This is a genomic window from Arthrobacter stackebrandtii, from assembly GCF_017876675.1.
Taxonomy (GTDB): domain Bacteria; phylum Actinomycetota; class Actinomycetes; order Actinomycetales; family Micrococcaceae; genus Specibacter; species Specibacter stackebrandtii.
Map to the genome: position 1 here is coordinate 4,386,719 of NZ_JAGIOI010000001.1, position 15,423 is coordinate 4,402,141.

Here is a 15,423-nt window from a genome sequence, read left to right on the forward strand (position 1 = left end):
GTCGCATGAAAGGTTCACTATGTTGTGGCGAAGCTGGAGCATTGCCGCCCGGCTCTTCGCAGCCAACCTGGTTTTTGTCCTGCTGCTGGCGGCGGGGATGGCTGTTGCCCTGGTGCTCGACGCCGGTTCCCGCACCCATGAGCAGACCCGGCTCCGCATGGAATCGGTGGTGATGGCACTGGCGGACTCCCCCATGGTGCTTGAGGCTGCGGAGGGCACGGACCCGTCCGCCGTGCTGCAGCCGTACGCGGTGTCCGTGATGCGCGATGCCAGGGTGGATTTTGTGACGTTCATGGACCCCGCCGGCATCCGCTGGTCCCACCCGAACCCGGAGCAGATCGGGAAGCCGTACGTGGGGTCCATTTCCCAGGCGCAGGCCGGCCAGGTGCACTCGGAAACCACGGCGGGCACGCTCGGCCCGTCCGTGCGCGTCATCGCACCCATCAAGGATGCCTCGGGAACCGTCCGGGGCATGGTGGCTGCCGGCGTGACGGTCAGCAACGTCCAGGTCCTGGTGGCGGCACGGATGCCCGCCGTGGCGGCCCTTGCGGCAGCCCTGTTTGCAGCCGGGTCGCTGGCTGCGTGGCTGCTGGGCCGCTACCTCAAGCGGGTAACCCTGGGCTGGGGGCCGAAGGAGCTGGGCCAGCTGTTTGTCTATTACGAATCCGTGCTGCACTCCGTCCGGGAGGGGCTGGTCCTGGTGGACCCGTCGGGCCGGCTGGTCCTGTACAACGACCACGCCGCCAAACTGCTTGGCCTGGCCGAGCCTCCAGCCGGGCCCGCCAACGGCAGGCCGTCGTTCACCACAGTCGACTCGCTCGAGCTGCCGGACTCCCTGGGCGGGCTGCTGCGCAGCGGGCGCACCGCGACGGACGAGGTCCACCTGGCCGGGGACCGGATGCTGGTGGTCAGCCAGCGCCCGGCTGTGGTCTCCGGCAGTGCCGCCCCGTCGGGGACGGTGGTGACACTGCGCGACCACACGGAGCTGACGCGGCTGGCCGGCAGCCTCAGCAGCACCGAAACCCTGGTGGAGGCGCTGCGTTCCCAGACGCATGAACACGCCAACCGGCTGCACGCCATCATCTCCCTGATCGAGCTGGGCCGCACCGGCGAGGCGCTGGAATTTGCCGCGGCCGACCATGCCGCCGCGGTTGCGCTCGCGTCCGAGCATGTGGGCTCGCTGGACGAGCCGTACCTGGCGGCCCTGCTGCTGGGCAAGCAGGCGCAGGCCGGCGAGCGCGGGGTGGCGCTGGACATCAGCGGTTCCGGCACGCTGCCGCCCGGCGCCCTGGATGCGCGGGAACTTGTCACACTTTTGGGCAACCTGGTGGACAACGCCATTGACGCCGCGGCCGGCCACTCCCCCGAACCCACGGTCTGGGCAGACCTGCTGGTGGCCGACGGAACCTTGACCATCACAGTTGCAGACAACGGGCCCGGCCTGCCCACCACCGACCTGGACGTGCTGGGGCGCATCGGCACCAGCGGCAAGGAGTCAGTGGCGCCGGGAGGCCGCGGTTACGGCATCGCACTGATCAGGCGTGCCGCGGCCGCCCTGGGAGGCACCGTGGCAGGCGAGAACGACGGCGGGGCCGTCATGACCGCCGTCGTGCCGCTACCGCCGCAGACTTCATTGCAGGCACAGGCAATTCCAGGCGAGCACAGCGGAAGGCAGGACTAGGGCATGGGCACACGTGGACCGATCAGGGTGCTGGTGGTGGACGATGAGCCAATCGCCCTGGCCGCCCATGCCGACTATGTGCGGCGGCTGGACGGCTTTGAGGTGGCGGCGCAGGCCCACGGAATGGGTGCCGCGCTGGCCGCCATACAGGATCCGGCGGTGGCTCCCGTGCACCTGGTCCTGCTGGACATGAACCTGACCGACGGACACGGCCTGGACCTGCTGCGGCGCATCCACGGGCTGGGCTTGCTGCCTGACGTCGTGGCCATCACTGCCGTGCGGGACGTCCATGTGGTGCGCTCGGCCATTGCGCTGGGCATCACCGCCTACCTGGTCAAGCCATTCACCTTCGCGGCGTTCCGGGAGAAGCTGGAGAACTACCGCAACTACCACGCGGCCTTGGCGGACTCGGCGCCCACCTCGCAGGACGCGATCGACAGGGCGCTGTCCGCGCTGCGCCCCTCGGGGAAGGTGGCGCTGCCCAAGGGGATGCTGCCGGAGACGCTGCGGGCCGTGGCGGACTGGCTGCGGGCGCAGCCCGAGCCTGCTTCTGCCACTGAGGCGGCGGCCGGGCTGTCGATGTCCCGGGTCACGGCCCGGCGCTACCTGGACTACCTGGTGGAGACGGGCTCAGCTGCGAAGGCCCCGCGCCACGGCTCGCCCGGCCGCCCGGAGCTGGAGTACCGCTGGTCCCTCACCCGTTGAGGTGTGCCGGCCAACCCGGAACCCTGAAACGACGGTTCTTCCGGGCCACGGGCCCCAGGCAACGGACAATTGGCCAGGACGTCTCAGGCTGTTGCCCGCATGGGCCGGTAGCGCAGTGCGACTGCCCCCGATCCGAACTCATGGCGGTCCACCTGCTCGAGCGGGATGCGCTCTCGCAGGCCCGCGAGCAGCGTCGGACCGTGTCCGGCAAGGACCGGCTGCACCAGGAAGGCGTACTCGTCGATCAGCCCCAAGTCCGCCAGTGCCCGGGGAAGCGTCACACCGCCAACCCACAGGCCCCCGCCCGGCTCCTGCTTGAGCCGCTGAACCGCTTGCCCCGCGTCGCCCCGCACCAGCTCGGCATTCCAATCGACCCCCGCCAGCGTGTTCGACACGACGTACTTCCTCGCCCCGTCGATGGCCTCGGCGAACGGAATCTGCCACTCCTCCATCCAGTCAGGCCACCTGCCCGTGGCCGGCTTCCGCCACGCCGACTCCATCATCTCGTACGTCACCCGGCCGAACAGCAAGGCATCGGCCCGCTCCATCTCGGCTGTCCAGAAGCGCATCGACTCCTCGTCCGGCGGGAGCCCTGCCTCATGATGGCAGCAGCCGTCGAGAGTTACGTTAATCGAGTATCGAAGTGGCCTCATCTCGCTGTTCTCCCTTGATGCGCTCAGCGTGTTTTAACGGAACGGACAGTCAGCCAGGCCCCGGCTTCGCTTGAACCGCCCATGGTCTGAGGATAGGCACCGTTGCCGGCCAGCGGAAGTGCCGGCGCACGGGCGGCCGGGCACATGATGCCCGCGCCTTACGGCAGATTCTCCGTGAGGACCGGAATGAGTGAGTCAATCACGGAACGGTCCTCAATGGTTGAGGGCACCACGTAGTCGTCGCCGTCGGCGATCTGGCGCATGGTCTTGCGCAGGATCTTCCCCGAGCGGGTCTTGGGCAGGGCCTCCACCACCACGGCGGTCTTGAAGTCGGCCACGGGGCCGATCTCCCGGCGCACCAGGGCCACGAGTTCCTTCTCCAGCACCTCCGGCGCAATCGAGGCACCGGCCTTGAGCACCACGTACCCCACGGCCTTCTGCCCCTTGAGCGCATCGGCCACGCCGAGCACGGCACACTCGGCCACGGCGGCATGTGTGCCGACCACCTGCTCGATGGCGCCGGTGGACAGCCGGTGCCCGGCCACGTTGATGACATCGTCCGTGCGCCCCATGACAAACACGTAGCCGTCGTCATCGACGTAGCCTGAGTCGCCCGTGGCGTAAAAGCCGGGGAAGGCGCTCAGGTAGGAGTCCTTAAACCGCTGGTCATCCTGCCACAGCGTGGGCAGCGTCCCCGGCGGCAGCGGCAGGCGCAGCACAATGTTGCCTTCCTCCCCTGCTGCAACCTCGGCACCCAGGCCGTCCACGATCCGCAGGTCGTATCCGGGCATGGGCAGGGTGGGTGAGCCTGCCTTGATGGGCAGCGGGTCCAGGCCGCGCGGATTCCCCACAATGGCCCAGCCTGTTTCCGTCTGCCACCAGTGGTCCACCACGGGAACTCCAAGCACCCGCCCGGCCCAGTGGTACGTGTCCACATCCAGCCGCTCACCGGCGGTGAACAGCGTTTGGAGGTGTCCGACGTCGTGCTTCTTCAGCAGTTCCGCCTCCGGGTCCACCTTGCGGATGGCACGCAGGGCCGTGGGCGCCGTGAACAGCGCCTTGACCTTGTGCTGTTCAATGACCCGCCAGAACGCGCCGGCGTCGGGGGTGCCCACGGGCTTGCCCTCGTACATGAGCGTGGTCGCCCCGGCCAGCAGCGGCCCGTAAACAATGTAGGAATGCCCCACCACCCAGCCAACATCCGAGGCCGTCCACCACACGTCGCCCGTGTGGATGTCGTAGAGGTTGGCCATGGACCACAGAAGTACGACGGCGTGTCCCCCGTTGTCGCGGACCACCCCCTTGGGCGTGCCGGTGGTTCCGGAGGTGTAGAGAATGTAGAGCGGGTCGCCCGCCTTCACAGGCACGCATGCGGCGGGTTCCGCGTCTGCGAGCGCGGTGTCCCAATCCACGGTGTTCAGTTGCCGGCCCTCCGGGAGCCCAGCAAAGCCGTCGCGGTGCTTGGTGATGACCGGCAGCTCGGGCATGCCGGCCTTGGCGAGGGCCTCGTGCACGGTGGGCAGGTACTCGATGGCCCTGTTGGGCTCCAATCCGCCTGAGGTGGTGACCACAACCTTTGGCGCGGCGTCGCTGAGCCGGGTGGCGAGCTCGCTGGCGGCGAACCCGCCAAAGACCACGGAGTGGATGGCGCCCAGGCGGGCTGCTGCGAGCATGGCGATGGCGGCCTCGGGGATCATGGGGAGGTAGATGAGCACCCGGTCGCCCCTGCCCACGCCCTGGGCACGGAGCACGCCGGCGAAGCGTGCCACCTGGTCCGTGAGCTCGCGGTATGTGTACGTGCGCTGCACCCCTGTCATGGCGGAGTCGTGAATGAGGGCGGTCCGGTCGCCGTGCCCGGCGGCGACGTGGCGGTCCAGGGCGTTGAAGCAGGTGTTCAGTTCTCCGTCCGGGAACCAGCGGCCGGCCGGCGGCAGCGAGCCGTCAAACGCCCGGGCAGGCGGCGCCGTCCACTCCACGGCCTGCGCCGCCCCGAGCCAAAACCCTTCCGGGTCGCTGAGGCTGCGCTGATATTCTTCCCGGAAGCCGATGCCAGTGGGGCCCATGTGCGTTCTCCATCCACGTTGATGTGATGTGTGCCATGCTAGCGGCGATTCCATGCCACTGACAACCCGTCTATGTATACACAAGTTGCGCCATTGGGGAAAAATTCATGATTAATCCCCAATTTGGCCACTTCTTGTATACACTGGATGGGTACTGTTGATTCCACGCCACACCGTGGATGCCGTAGCCGGAAGGAGGGCCATGCGGGCGAGTGAACGTGCCTATGCGCAGTTGCACAGTGACATCATCAACTGGCGCCTGGCCCCCGGCACCACGCTGGGCGAGGTGGAGCTCTCGGAGCGCCTGGGCGTTTCCCGCACCCCCATCCGCGAGGCGCTTGCGAAGCTGACGGCCGAAGGCCTGGCCGAACCGCAAAGCGGGCGAGGCACAGTGGTCAGCGGCATCTCCCTGGACCACCTGGACGAACTCTTTGAACTGCGCTCCGCCCTTGAATGCCGGGCCGCCGAACTGGCTGCCCGCCGCGGGGACCGGGACACCTTCCTGGAACTGCACCGCAAGCTGGCCAACGCCGGCGAGCTGATCACGGAGGACGACCCCAGCCGCAGCGGCTACTACCGGCTGGCCGGCGAGCTGGACAGCGCGGTGGACGCCGCCGTCGCAAACCACTACTTGAACCAGGCACTGAAGAGCCTGCGCGTGCACCTGGTGCGGGTGCGGCGCCTCGGCAAGGACAACCCCGCAAGGCTGCGCGATGCGGCCCGGGAGCATGCGGCCATCGCCCTGGCCATTGCGAACGGCAACCCCGCCGTGGCCAGCGCCGCCACCACCGTCCACCTCGACAACAGCCTGCGCCACCTGCTGAGCACGGCCCCCGACATTTCATCCGAACCCCATGACTGACCTGCGTTTTGCAAGCACTGTGAAAGGAACACCATGACCATCGATCACAACGTCCGCGTGTACAAGTCCGAAGAGAACCTGGCCCACGAGGACCAACTGGCCTACAAGATCGCCAAGGTTGCCGTTGACCCCGTAGCTGTCACGGATGAGGTCACTGACATGATCATCAACCGCGTCATCGACAACGCCTCCGTGGCCATTGCCTCCCTGAACCGCGGCCCCATTGTTGCGGCCCGCGCCCAGGCGCTCACCCATGCACCGTCAACCGGCGGCTCCGGCGCGTCCGTCTTCGGCATCACGGAGAAGGTGTCCCCCGAGTGGGCGGCCTGGGCCAACGGCGTGGCCGTGCGCGAGCTCGACTACCACGACACCTTCTTGGCAGCCGACTACTCCCACCCGGGCGACAACATCCCGCCGATCCTGGCCGTCGCCCAGCACACAGGCGCCTCCGGTGCAGACCTCATCCGCGGCCTGGCCACCGGCTACGAAATCCAGGTGGACCTGGTCAAGGCCATCTGCCTGCATGCTCACAAGATCGATCACGTGGCCCACCTCGGCCCGTCCGCCGCCGCCGGCATCGGCACCCTGCTGGGCCTTGATGTGGAAACCATCTTCCAGGCCGTGGGCCAGGGACTGCACACCACCACCGCCACCCGCCAGTCGCGCAAGGGTGAAATCTCCACCTGGAAGGCCCACGCACCCGCCTTCGCCGGCAAGATGGCCGTCGAAGCCGCGGACCGCGCCATGCGCGGACAGACCTCCCCCGTCCCGATCTACGAAGGCGAGGACGGCGTCATCGCCTGGCTGCTGGACGGCCCCGATGCTGCGTACACCGTGCCCCTGCCCGCCGACGGCGAGGCCAAGCGCGCCATCCTGGACACCTACACCAAGGAGCACTCGGCCGAGTACCAGGCGCAGGCCTGGATCGACCTCGCCCGCAAGCTGCACGGCGAACACCCGGAGGCCACGGACCCGGCCAACGTTGCCAGCATCCTGATCAAGACCAGCCACCACACCCACTACGTGATCGGCTCCGGCGCCAACGACCCCCAGAAGTACGACCCCACCGCCTCGCGGGAAACACTGGACCACTCCATCCCGTACATCTTCGCCGTCGCCCTGCAGGACGGTTCCTGGCACCACGTGGACTCCTACTCCCCCGAGCGCGCCGGCCGGCCCGACACGGTTGAGCTGTGGCACAAGGTCACCACGGAAGAGGACGCCGAGTGGACGCGCCGCTACCACTCACTGGACATTGCAGAGAAGGCCTTCGGCGGTTCCGTGGAAATCACCCTCAACGACGGCACGGTCATCACGGATGAGATCGCCGTGGCCGACGCCCACCCGCTCGGCGCCCGCCCGTTCGCCCGCGAGCAGTACATCAACAAGTTCCGCACCCTGGCCACAGGCCTGGTCACGGAAGAAGAGATCGCCCGCTTCATCGCGGCAGCGGAGAACCTCCCCAACCTGGCCGCCGGCGAACTGGACCAGCTCAACATCACCGCAGCGCCCGGCGTCGTGGATCTTGCGGCCGCACCCAAGGGACTGTTCTAGCCATGCTGTACTCCAAGAAAACTGCTGAGGAGAAGCGCCGGGACCTGCGCGCCATGCTGGTCCCGGGCGCCGCCCGCCAGTTCCCGGGCGCGTTCAACCCGCTCTCGGCCCGCCTCATAGAGGAAAAGAAGTTCGACGGCGTCTACATCTCGGGCGCCGTCCTCGCCAACGACTTGGGCCTGCCGGACATTGGCATGACCACGTTGACCGAGGTGGCGGCCCGCGGCGGGCAGATTGCGCGCATGACGGATTTGCCATGCCTGATCGACGCCGACACCGGCTTCGGCGAGCCCATGAACGTGGCCCGCACCATCCAGGAGCTGGAGAATGCGGGGCTGGCCGGCTGCCACATCGAGGACCAGTTCAACCCCAAGCGCTGCGGCCACCTGGACGGCAAGAACATGGTGGACCTGGACACGGCGGTCAAGCGCATTGCCGCAGCCGCCGACGCCCGCCGGGATCCGAACTTCCTGATCATGGCCCGCACCGACATCCGCGCCGTGGAGGGCCTGGCTGTGGCGATCGACCGGGCCAAGGCCTTGGTGGACGCCGGGGCGGACGCGATTTTTCCGGAAGCCATGAAGGACGTCTCCGAATTTGAGGCCGTGTGCCAGGCCGTGGATGTGCCGGTGCTGGCCAACATGACCGAATTTGGCAAGTCCGAGTTGTTCACCCGCGACCAGCTCGCCGCTGCCGGCGTCGCCATGGTCATCTACCCCGTGACGCTGCTGCGCAGCGCCATGGGTGCAGCCGAGCGTGTGCTCGATGCGATCAGCACCCACGGCACGCAGGAAAGTGCTGTGCCGGAAATGCTGACGCGGGCCCGTCTTTATGATCTGGTTGACTATGAGGCGTACAACCAGTTCGACACCGGGATCTTCAACTTCCAGGTCCCGGGCCTGGACATCACGGGGAACAACTCAAACCTCTAGGCCTGCTGTCGAACACTTTTACAAAGACGTATGAAAAGGAGTGCACACTGTGAGTGAAGAAGAAGTACGCAAGGGCCTGGCCGGGGTCGTTGCCGACTACACCGCCATTTCCAAGGTCAACCCCGAGTCCAACTCGCTGCTGTACCGGGGGTATCCGGTCCAGGAGCTTGCCGCGGGCAAGTCCTTTGAAGAAGTGGCACTCCTGCTGTGGACGGGCGAGCTGCCCACGGAAGAGGAACTGACGGTCTTCGAGGCCTTTGAGCGGGCCAACCGTGCGCTGGACTCGCAGGTCAGGGCGGCCATCGACCTGCTGCCGCTGGACTGCCACCCCATGGACGTGGGACGCACCGCGGTCTCGGTCATGGGCGCCGTCCATGCCCTGGCGGAAGATTCCTCCCCCGAGGCTGAGATGGACAAGGCCCAGTCGCTCTTCGCGCACTTCCCCGCCGTAGTGGCCTACGACCAGCGCCGCCGCCGCGGTCTGCCGCTTGTGGAGCCGCGCACGGACCTGGACTACTCGGCCAACTTCCTGTGGATGGTGTTCGGCGAAGAGGCGGCCCCGGCAGTGGTGGACGCATTCCGCGTTTCCATGGTCCTCTACGCCGAGCACTCCTTCAACGCCTCCACGTTCACGGCCAGGGTCATCACCTCAACGCTCTCGGACCTGCACTCGGCCGTCACCGGCGCCATCGGCGCGCTGAAGGGCCCGCTGCACGGCGGCGCCAACGAGGCCGTCATGCACACCTTCGACGAGATCGGCGTCCGCGCCGAGGAGTCCCGCGAGGAGGCGGCCGCCCGCGCCAAGGCGTGGATGGAGGACGCCCTCGCGGCGAAGAAGAAGGTCATGGGTTTCGGCCACCGGGTCTACAAGAACGGCGACTCCCGCGTGCCCACCATGAAGGCGGCACTGGAGCGCATGATCGACCACTATGACCGCCCCGAAATGATGGGGCTGTACGACGGCCTGGAGCAGGCCATGGCCGAGGCCAAGGCGATCAAGCCGAACCTCGACTACCCGGCCGGCCCCACCTACCACCTGATGGGCTTCGACACGGACATGTTCACGCCTCTGTTCATTGCCTCGCGCATCACCGGCTGGACGGCGCACATCATGGAACAGCGCGCTGCGAACGCCCTGATCCGCCCCCTGAGCGCCTACAACGGCGTGGCCGAGCGCCACCTGTAGGGCACGCCAACATCTATGGGCGGGCCAACCCGCATACAGTTCGACGGCGGCGGGCCACCTTTGTTTCCAAGGGTGGCCCGCCGCCGTCGAACTTTAAGGGCGTTGGAACACACCCTGCCCCACACCCCCAGCAGCATCGGTGGCGTTTTCCCCATCGCAGCACCACATCCTGCCACGGTCGGGGTACTGTGAAGAAACATACTTGCAGCCGCCCAAAGGAGCATCGTGGAAAAGTCATCCCTGACAGCGCTGGCCCGGGAACTGATGGTTTCAGCCAAGACCAAGAGCAGCGGCCGAAGCGCCCGAACCGTGTACGGCGGGCATGAGCGGATCCTGCGCCAAACGGTGGTGGCGCTGACGGCCGGGTCAGCCCTCGACGAGCACGACAACCCCGGCGAGGCCACGGTGCAGGTGCTCAGCGGCAAGCTGGTGCTGCGCGCCGGGGACGTCTCCTGGGAGGGCTCGCCCGGCGACCACCTGGTGGTTCCCGTGGCACGCCACTCCGTGGACGCGCTGGAGGACTCCACGTTCCTGCTGACGGTGGCAAAACCCTAGCCAGGCCGTCAGCTGCCCTGTTCCTCCCGGGGAACGGGGCCGCGCGGCGGCGTGTGGGTGCTGGAGGCGACGGTTTCGTTGTCACCGTTCAGGACCACACGCCAGTGCCCGCGCCCTCCGGCCAGAAAGGCGGGCAGCCAATGGCTGGCGTCGGCCCACATCTGTTCATGGGGCAGCCGTTCCACGGGGTACCAGGTGGGCGCTATTTCGCTGCTTTCGGTGGCTTCCCCGGCAAACGTCCGGCAGAGGAACACCGTGGTGAACATGTCCCACTCGGGCTTGGCCGGGAAGACAAACTCCACCGTGCCGGCCGGAATCAGGTCCATCGCCTCCACCACCAGGCTGGATTCTTCAGCCACCTCACGGCAGATGGCTGCCACAACGCTTTCCCCGGGTTCCACGTGCCCGCCGATCCCCACCACTTTTCCGGTGCCGAAGCCTGTTTTTTTCAAGCCCAGCAGCACCTCCTCGCCGGTGCCGCCGTCGGTGCGGGGACGGATCGGAAAACAGAGGGTCACGGCGGCAGCAGTCATGGAACCAGCCTAGCCCCGCAGGCAGGGCCCCTCCGGCCGGCCCGGACCCATCACGAAAACCGTCAGTAGTCGATGCGCGCGGCGTTGGCCCGCCATTCGTCGAACGGGTCGACCGGCGTCCCGGCGGACGGACCAGCCTGCGCCACGGGCATGAGGGCGCCGTCATTTCCCGGGGCAAAGTACTCGTAGAAGAGCGCATCGTCGAAGCCGGCATCGGCCGCATCGTGCCGGTCGGCCGCGAAGTAGACCCTGCCAATCCGCGCCCACAGCGACGACGCGAGGCACATGGGGCAGGGCTCGCAGCTGCTGTAGAGGGTGGCACCGGAGAGGTCGAAGCTGCCCACCCCTTGGCAGGCGTTGCGGATGGCTGTCACCTCGGCATGGGCGGTGGGGTCCAGGTTGGCCGTCACCCGGTTCACGCCCGCAAATTGGCGCCCGTCTGCCATGACAACAATGGCCCCAAACGGGCCGCCGCTGCTGCGGACGTTCTCCACGGCGAGGGCCACCGCCTGGGCCAAGTAATCTCCCGTGCCCTGCGATGAATCCATGGGACTGCTCCTTGTTCGGGGCGCCGGCCGCACCGGCCGTGTGGAATCGACCCTAACAAGCGGGCGCGGCGCTGACAACGCCAGCCGGCACCGAACGCCTGCGGGCCGCCGCCACCCGGCAGATCGGCACGCACCCGCGGCCGGGCCTGTACGCTCTGTGGTAAGAGGAACGCCCTGATGCATCGGGGCACTGCTTGCGACAATGAAGTTGGAGCACCACTATGGACAACAATGAACTCCTGGCGGGCACGGACCCCGCATTCACGGTCAATGGAGCCCCGCGGCAGTTCGGCCCGGGCCCCGCAAACACCACCGCCCTGGACTGGCTGCGCAGCAACGGACTCACCGGTGCCAAGGAAGGCTGTGCGGAGGGCGAATGCGGCGCGTGCGCCATTCTCGTGGCTCAGCCCGACAGGCACGGCGGAACTGCCTGGACCGCCGTCAACTCCTGCCTCATCCCCATGGCATCCCTCGACGGCCAGGAACTGCTCACGGCCGAGGGGCTCGGAACCCCCGGATCACTCCACCCGGTCCAGGAGGCCATGGCCGGCGCCGGCGGATCACAATGCGGCTACTGCACGCCCGGCTTCGTGTGCAGCATGGCCGCGGAGTACTACCGCCCGGACCGCGGGGCCCCCGCACAGCGCCCGGCGGACAGCGGCGCAGCCCAGCCCTCCGAAACCGGCCCCAACGGCTTTGACCTGCACGCCCTCAGCGGCAACCTCTGCCGCTGCACGGGGTACCGGCCCATCCGCGACGCCGCCTTTTCCCTTGGCCGGCCTCCCGCAGTGAAGCCCGACGGCGACCCCCTCGCCGCCCGCTGCGGCTCACCGGCACCGGCGCTTCGCACCACCCTCCTGGAGCGCGGCGACGGCGTCTTTGTGCGGGCCGCGACACTGGAGCAGGCCGCCTCGCTTTTGGCCGCCAACCCGGGTGCCGTGCTGGTGGCGGGCAGCACCGACTGGGGCGTCGAGGTCACCATCCGCGCACGCCGCGCCCCGCTCGCCATTGCCATCGACCGGATTCCGGAGCTGGACGCCATCGACGTCCGCGAAGATGAAATCGAGATTGGCGCCGCCGTGCCGCTGAGCGAAATTGAACGCGTGCTGGGCGCCCGGGTGCCCCTGCTGGGCCAGCTCATCCCCCAGTTCGCCTCCCGCCTGATCCGCAACCGCGCCACCCTGGGCGGCAACCTCGGCACCGCATCCCCCATCGGCGACAGCCCGCCCGCCCTCCTCGCCCTGGACGCCCGGCTCATCCTGGCCTCCGCGGCCGGCGAGCGCACGGTGCCCCTCTCAGAGTTCTTCACCGGGTACCGCTCCACGGTCCGGGCAGCCGACGAGCTCATCAAGTCGGTCCTCATCCCTATGCCCCTGGCCGGCCTGACAGCATTCCACAAGGTGGCCAAGCGCCGCTTTGACGACATCTCCAGTGTCGCGGCCGCTTTCGCCCTGACGCTCGACGGCGGACGGCTCACCCGGGTGCGCATCGGCCTGGGCGGGGTGGCGGCCACCCCGCTGCGGGCCCGCGCCACGGAGGATGCCCTGGCCGGCCGGCCGTGGACCCGGGAAACCGCGGAGGCGGCCGCGGCCGTGCTGGAAACGGAGGGAACACCCATGGACGACCACCGTGCCAGCGCCCGCTACCGGTCCGCGATGCTCGCCAACGCGCTGCTGAAATTGCACGCGGACAGCACCCAGAAACAGGAGGAGCAGTCATGAGCAGCTTGTCCCAGCGCCCGCAGGCGCCGGTGGTGGGCCTGGCCGTGCCGCATGAAAGCGCCCGGGCGCACGCCACGGGCCAGGCACTGTACACGGACGACATCGCCCAACGCACCGCCAACACCCTGACCGCCTGGCCGGTGCAGTCCCCGCACGCGCACGCCCGGGTCCGCTCCATCGAGGCAGGGGCGGCGCTTGCCGTACAGGGTGTTGTCCGTGTGCTGACGGCAGCAGACGTGCCCGGAATCAACGACGCCGGCATCAAGGGCGACGAACCGCTCTTCCCGGCCGAGGCCATGTTCCGCGGCCATGCCGTGGCGTGGGTGCTCGGCGAAGACCAGGCAGCCGCCCGCGCCGGGGCGGCCGCCGTCGCCGTGGACTGGGAGCCGCTGCCGTCCATCATCTCCCTGGCCGAGGCGATCGAGGCAGGCTCCTTCCAGGGCGTCGCCCGCACAGTGCGCCGCGGAGACGCCGGAGCGGGTCTCGCCACAGCCCACCTGGTGGTGTCCGGCACCACCGAATGCTCCGGCCAGGAACACTTCTACCTGGAGACCCAGGCGGCGCTGGCGGTGGTGGATGAGGGCGGGCAAGTCTTCGTCCAAAGCAGCACCCAGCACCCGTCCGAGGCGCAGGAGATCCTGGCGCAGGTGCTGGGGCTGGCCAGCCACGACATCACGGTGCAGAGCCTGCGCATGGGCGGCGGCTTCGGCGGCAAGGAGATGCAGTCCCACGCCTATGCCGCCGTCGCCGCACTGGGCACACTGCTGACCGGCCGGCCCGTCCGGGTCCGCCTCAACCGCACCCTGGACATGACCATGACGGGCAAGCGGCACGGCTTCCTCATGGACTGGGAAGCCGGCTTCGCCGAGGATGGCCGGCTCCTGGCGCTGAAGGCGCAGCTGACGTCCGACGGCGGCTGGTGCCTAGACATGTCCGAGGCCGTCATGGCGCGGGCGCTATGCCATGTGGACAACGCCTACTACATCCCCGACATTGAGCTGCGGGGGCGCATCGCCCACTCCAACAAGACCTCACAAACTGCCTTCCGCGGCTTTGGCGGGCCGCAGGGCATGCTGCTGGTGGAGGACATCCTGGGCCGCAGCGCACCCCTGCTGGGCATTGCACCCGAGGAGCTGCGGCGCAGGAACTTCTACAGCGAGGGCCAAAGCACGCCGTACGGCATGCCGGTCCGCGACGCCGGCCGGATCACCGGCATCTGGGAGCAGCTGCTCGAACGCAGCGACTTCGCGGTGCGCCGCCGCGAAGTCGACGACTTCAATGCCGCCCACCAGAACCGCAAGCGCGGACTGGCCGCCACCCCGGTCAAGTTCGGCATCTCCTTCAACCTGATCGCCTTCAACCAGGCCGGCGCACTGGTGCATGTCTACAAGGACGGCTCCGTGCTCATCAACCACGGCGGCACCGAAATGGGCCAGGGCCTGCACACCAAGATGCTGCAGGTCGCCGCAACTGCGCTGGGACTGCCGCTGTCCTCGATCCGGCTCGCCCCCACCCGGACCGACAAGGTGCCCAACACCTCGGCCACTGCGGCAAGTTCCGGGTCCGACCTCAACGGTGGCGCCGTGAAGGACGCCTGCGGGCAGATCCTGGCCCGGCTCGCCCCCGTGGCGGGCGCCATGATGGGGGTCCCTGCGGGCGATGTCCGCTTTTCCCGGGGCATCGTGACGGGCCTGGGTGTTGCGGGCCCGGGCGTTCCCTTTGCCGACGTCGTCAGGCAGGCCTACCTACAGCGGGTCCAGCTGTGGGCGGCCGGCCACTACCGCACGGAAGGGCTGCACTGGAACCCGGAGACCATGCAGGGCGAGCCGTTCAAGTACTTTGCGTGCGGTGCCGCCGTGGCGGAGGTTGAGGTGGACGGCTTCACCGGCGCCTACACGCAGCGCCGCACGGACATCATCCATGACGCCGGCGATTCCCTCTCCCCCATGGTGGACATTGGCCAGATCGAGGGCGGCTATGTGCAGGGGGTGGGGTGGCTGACCCTGGAGGACCTGCGCTGGGATGACAGCGGCGGGCCCAACCGCGGAATGCTGCTGACCCAGTCGGCCAGCACCTACAAGCTGCCCAGCTTCTCTGAAATGCCGGAGGTGTTCAACGTCCACCTGCTCGAACATGCGGTGGAGGAGGGTGCGGTGTACGGCTCCAAGGCCGTGGGCGAGCCCCCGCTCATGCTGGCCTTCGCGGCCCGTGAGGCGCTGCGCGACGCCGTCGGCGCCTTCGGGCCCGCCGTCCGCAGCACCACCCTGGCCTCCCCTGCCACGCCGGAGGCGGTGTTCTGGGCAGTTCACAGCGCCAGCGACGCCGCGGCGCGCGGCCACGCAAACGGCGGGACCGGGCACACGCCGGGGACTCCCGCACCTGAGCCTGAATCCGGCCAGCCGCAGCCGGCCGCCGTGCGGCCGTAGGCAC

13 protein-coding genes are annotated in these 15,423 nt (G+C 68.4%); 9 read left to right on the forward strand and 4 right to left on the reverse strand.

What is annotated here, in order from left to right:
• The first annotated feature begins 19 nt into the window (after positions 1–19).
• Both JOF48_RS19230 and JOF48_RS19235 read left to right on the forward strand, forming a co-directional pair.
• Positions 20–1,681, forward strand: a complete 1,662-nt coding sequence (locus JOF48_RS19230; RefSeq protein WP_245346618.1) for a sensor histidine kinase — start codon at positions 20–22, stop codon at positions 1,679–1,681.
• A gap of 3 nt (positions 1,682–1,684) precedes the next feature.
• A complete protein-coding gene (locus JOF48_RS19235; RefSeq protein ID WP_209683868.1) occupies positions 1,685–2,386 on the forward strand; it encodes a response regulator in 702 nt (233 codons plus the stop codon).
• An 83-nt stretch (positions 2,387–2,469) separates the two neighbouring features.
• Here the strand turns inward: JOF48_RS19235 and JOF48_RS19240 are convergent, their stop codons facing one another.
• Complete coding sequence (locus JOF48_RS19240) at positions 2,470–3,039, reverse strand: dihydrofolate reductase family protein (RefSeq protein WP_209683870.1); 570 nt, start codon at positions 3,037–3,039, stop codon at positions 2,470–2,472.
• A 158-nt stretch (positions 3,040–3,197) separates the two neighbouring features.
• Positions 3,198–5,102 carry an AMP-binding protein gene (locus JOF48_RS19245; protein ID WP_209683872.1) on the reverse strand — a complete coding sequence of 635 codons (1,905 nt, stop codon included), beginning with the start codon at positions 5,100–5,102 and terminating at the stop codon, positions 3,198–3,200.
• 202 nt (positions 5,103–5,304) lie between these two features.
• On the opposite strand from JOF48_RS19245, the gene JOF48_RS19250 reads away from it, so the two are divergent.
• The 5 genes from JOF48_RS19250 to JOF48_RS19270 all read left to right on the forward strand — a co-directional run bounded on the left by JOF48_RS19250 (position 5,305) and on the right by JOF48_RS19270 (position 10,191).
• The gene (locus tag JOF48_RS19250) at positions 5,305–5,964 is read left to right on the forward strand and encodes a GntR family transcriptional regulator (protein ID WP_209683874.1); all 660 of its coding nucleotides are present in this window, start codon (positions 5,305–5,307) and stop codon (positions 5,962–5,964) included.
• A gap of 33 nt (positions 5,965–5,997) precedes the next feature.
• Positions 5,998–7,518 (forward strand): MmgE/PrpD family protein, encoded by a 1,521-nt coding sequence (locus JOF48_RS19255; RefSeq protein ID WP_209683876.1) that lies wholly within the window; start codon positions 5,998–6,000, stop codon positions 7,516–7,518.
• Between the two features lie 2 nt (positions 7,519–7,520).
• Positions 7,521–8,450, forward strand: coding sequence for a methylisocitrate lyase (gene prpB, locus JOF48_RS19260; RefSeq protein WP_209683878.1), 930 nt, complete (start codon positions 7,521–7,523; stop codon positions 8,448–8,450).
• A 49-nt stretch (positions 8,451–8,499) separates the two neighbouring features.
• On the forward strand, positions 8,500–9,636 hold the full coding sequence (locus JOF48_RS19265; protein ID WP_209683880.1) for a bifunctional 2-methylcitrate synthase/citrate synthase: 1,137 nt from the start codon (positions 8,500–8,502) through the stop codon (positions 9,634–9,636).
• Between the two features lie 225 nt (positions 9,637–9,861).
• Positions 9,862–10,191, forward strand: a complete 330-nt coding sequence (locus JOF48_RS19270) for a cupin domain-containing protein (RefSeq protein WP_203311678.1) — start codon at positions 9,862–9,864, stop codon at positions 10,189–10,191.
• Positions 10,192–10,199: 8 nt separating this feature from the next.
• Here JOF48_RS19270 and JOF48_RS19275 read toward each other — a convergent pair whose 3' ends face one another.
• Together JOF48_RS19275 and JOF48_RS19280 are read right to left on the reverse strand one after the other, a co-directional pair.
• Positions 10,200–10,724 carry an 8-oxo-dGTP diphosphatase gene (locus tag JOF48_RS19275; protein ID WP_209683881.1) on the reverse strand — a complete coding sequence of 175 codons (525 nt, stop codon included), beginning with the start codon at positions 10,722–10,724 and terminating at the stop codon, positions 10,200–10,202.
• Between the two features lie 62 nt (positions 10,725–10,786).
• Entirely contained in the window at positions 10,787–11,272 is a 486-nt protein-coding gene (locus JOF48_RS19280) for a nucleoside deaminase (RefSeq protein WP_209683884.1), read from the reverse strand.
• Positions 11,273–11,493: 221 nt separating this feature from the next.
• Here JOF48_RS19280 and JOF48_RS19285 point away from each other — a divergent pair, with 221 nt between their 5' ends.
• Positions 11,494–12,993: a xanthine dehydrogenase small subunit gene (locus JOF48_RS19285; protein WP_209683886.1), complete on the forward strand. Its 1,500-nt coding sequence runs from the start codon at positions 11,494–11,496 to the stop codon at positions 12,991–12,993.
• Positions 12,990–15,419 (forward strand): xanthine dehydrogenase molybdopterin binding subunit, encoded by a 2,430-nt coding sequence (xdhB, locus tag JOF48_RS19290; RefSeq protein ID WP_209683888.1) that lies wholly within the window; start codon positions 12,990–12,992, stop codon positions 15,417–15,419. The genes JOF48_RS19285 and xdhB overlap by 4 nt, the downstream gene beginning before the upstream one ends.
• Positions 15,420–15,423 lie beyond the last annotated feature (4 nt).

Excerpts from the sequence above, each read along its gene's own strand:
- JOF48_RS19240 (WP_209683870.1), bottom strand. The coding sequence starts at position 3,039 with ATGAGGCCACTTCGATACTCGATTAACGTAACTCTCGACGGCTGCTGC.
- JOF48_RS19235 (WP_209683868.1), top strand. The coding sequence starts at position 1,685 with ATGGGCACACGTGGACCGATCAGGGTGCTGGTGGTGGACGATGAGCCA.
- prpB (WP_209683878.1), top strand. The coding sequence starts at position 7,521 with ATGCTGTACTCCAAGAAAACTGCTGAGGAGAAGCGCCGGGACCTGCGC.
- xdhB (WP_209683888.1), top strand. The coding sequence starts at position 12,990 with ATGAGCAGCTTGTCCCAGCGCCCGCAGGCGCCGGTGGTGGGCCTGGCC.
- JOF48_RS19245 (WP_209683872.1), bottom strand. The coding sequence starts at position 5,102 with ATGGGCCCCACTGGCATCGGCTTCCGGGAAGAATATCAGCGCAGCCTC.
- JOF48_RS19275 (WP_209683881.1), bottom strand. The coding sequence starts at position 10,724 with ATGACTGCTGCCGCCGTGACCCTCTGTTTTCCGATCCGTCCCCGCACC.
- JOF48_RS19255 (WP_209683876.1), top strand. The coding sequence starts at position 5,998 with ATGACCATCGATCACAACGTCCGCGTGTACAAGTCCGAAGAGAACCTG.
- JOF48_RS19285 (WP_209683886.1), top strand. The coding sequence starts at position 11,494 with ATGGACAACAATGAACTCCTGGCGGGCACGGACCCCGCATTCACGGTC.
- JOF48_RS19230 (WP_245346618.1), top strand. The coding sequence starts at position 20 with ATGTTGTGGCGAAGCTGGAGCATTGCCGCCCGGCTCTTCGCAGCCAAC.
- JOF48_RS19250 (WP_209683874.1), top strand. The coding sequence starts at position 5,305 with ATGCGGGCGAGTGAACGTGCCTATGCGCAGTTGCACAGTGACATCATC.
- JOF48_RS19280 (WP_209683884.1), bottom strand. The coding sequence starts at position 11,272 with ATGGATTCATCGCAGGGCACGGGAGATTACTTGGCCCAGGCGGTGGCC.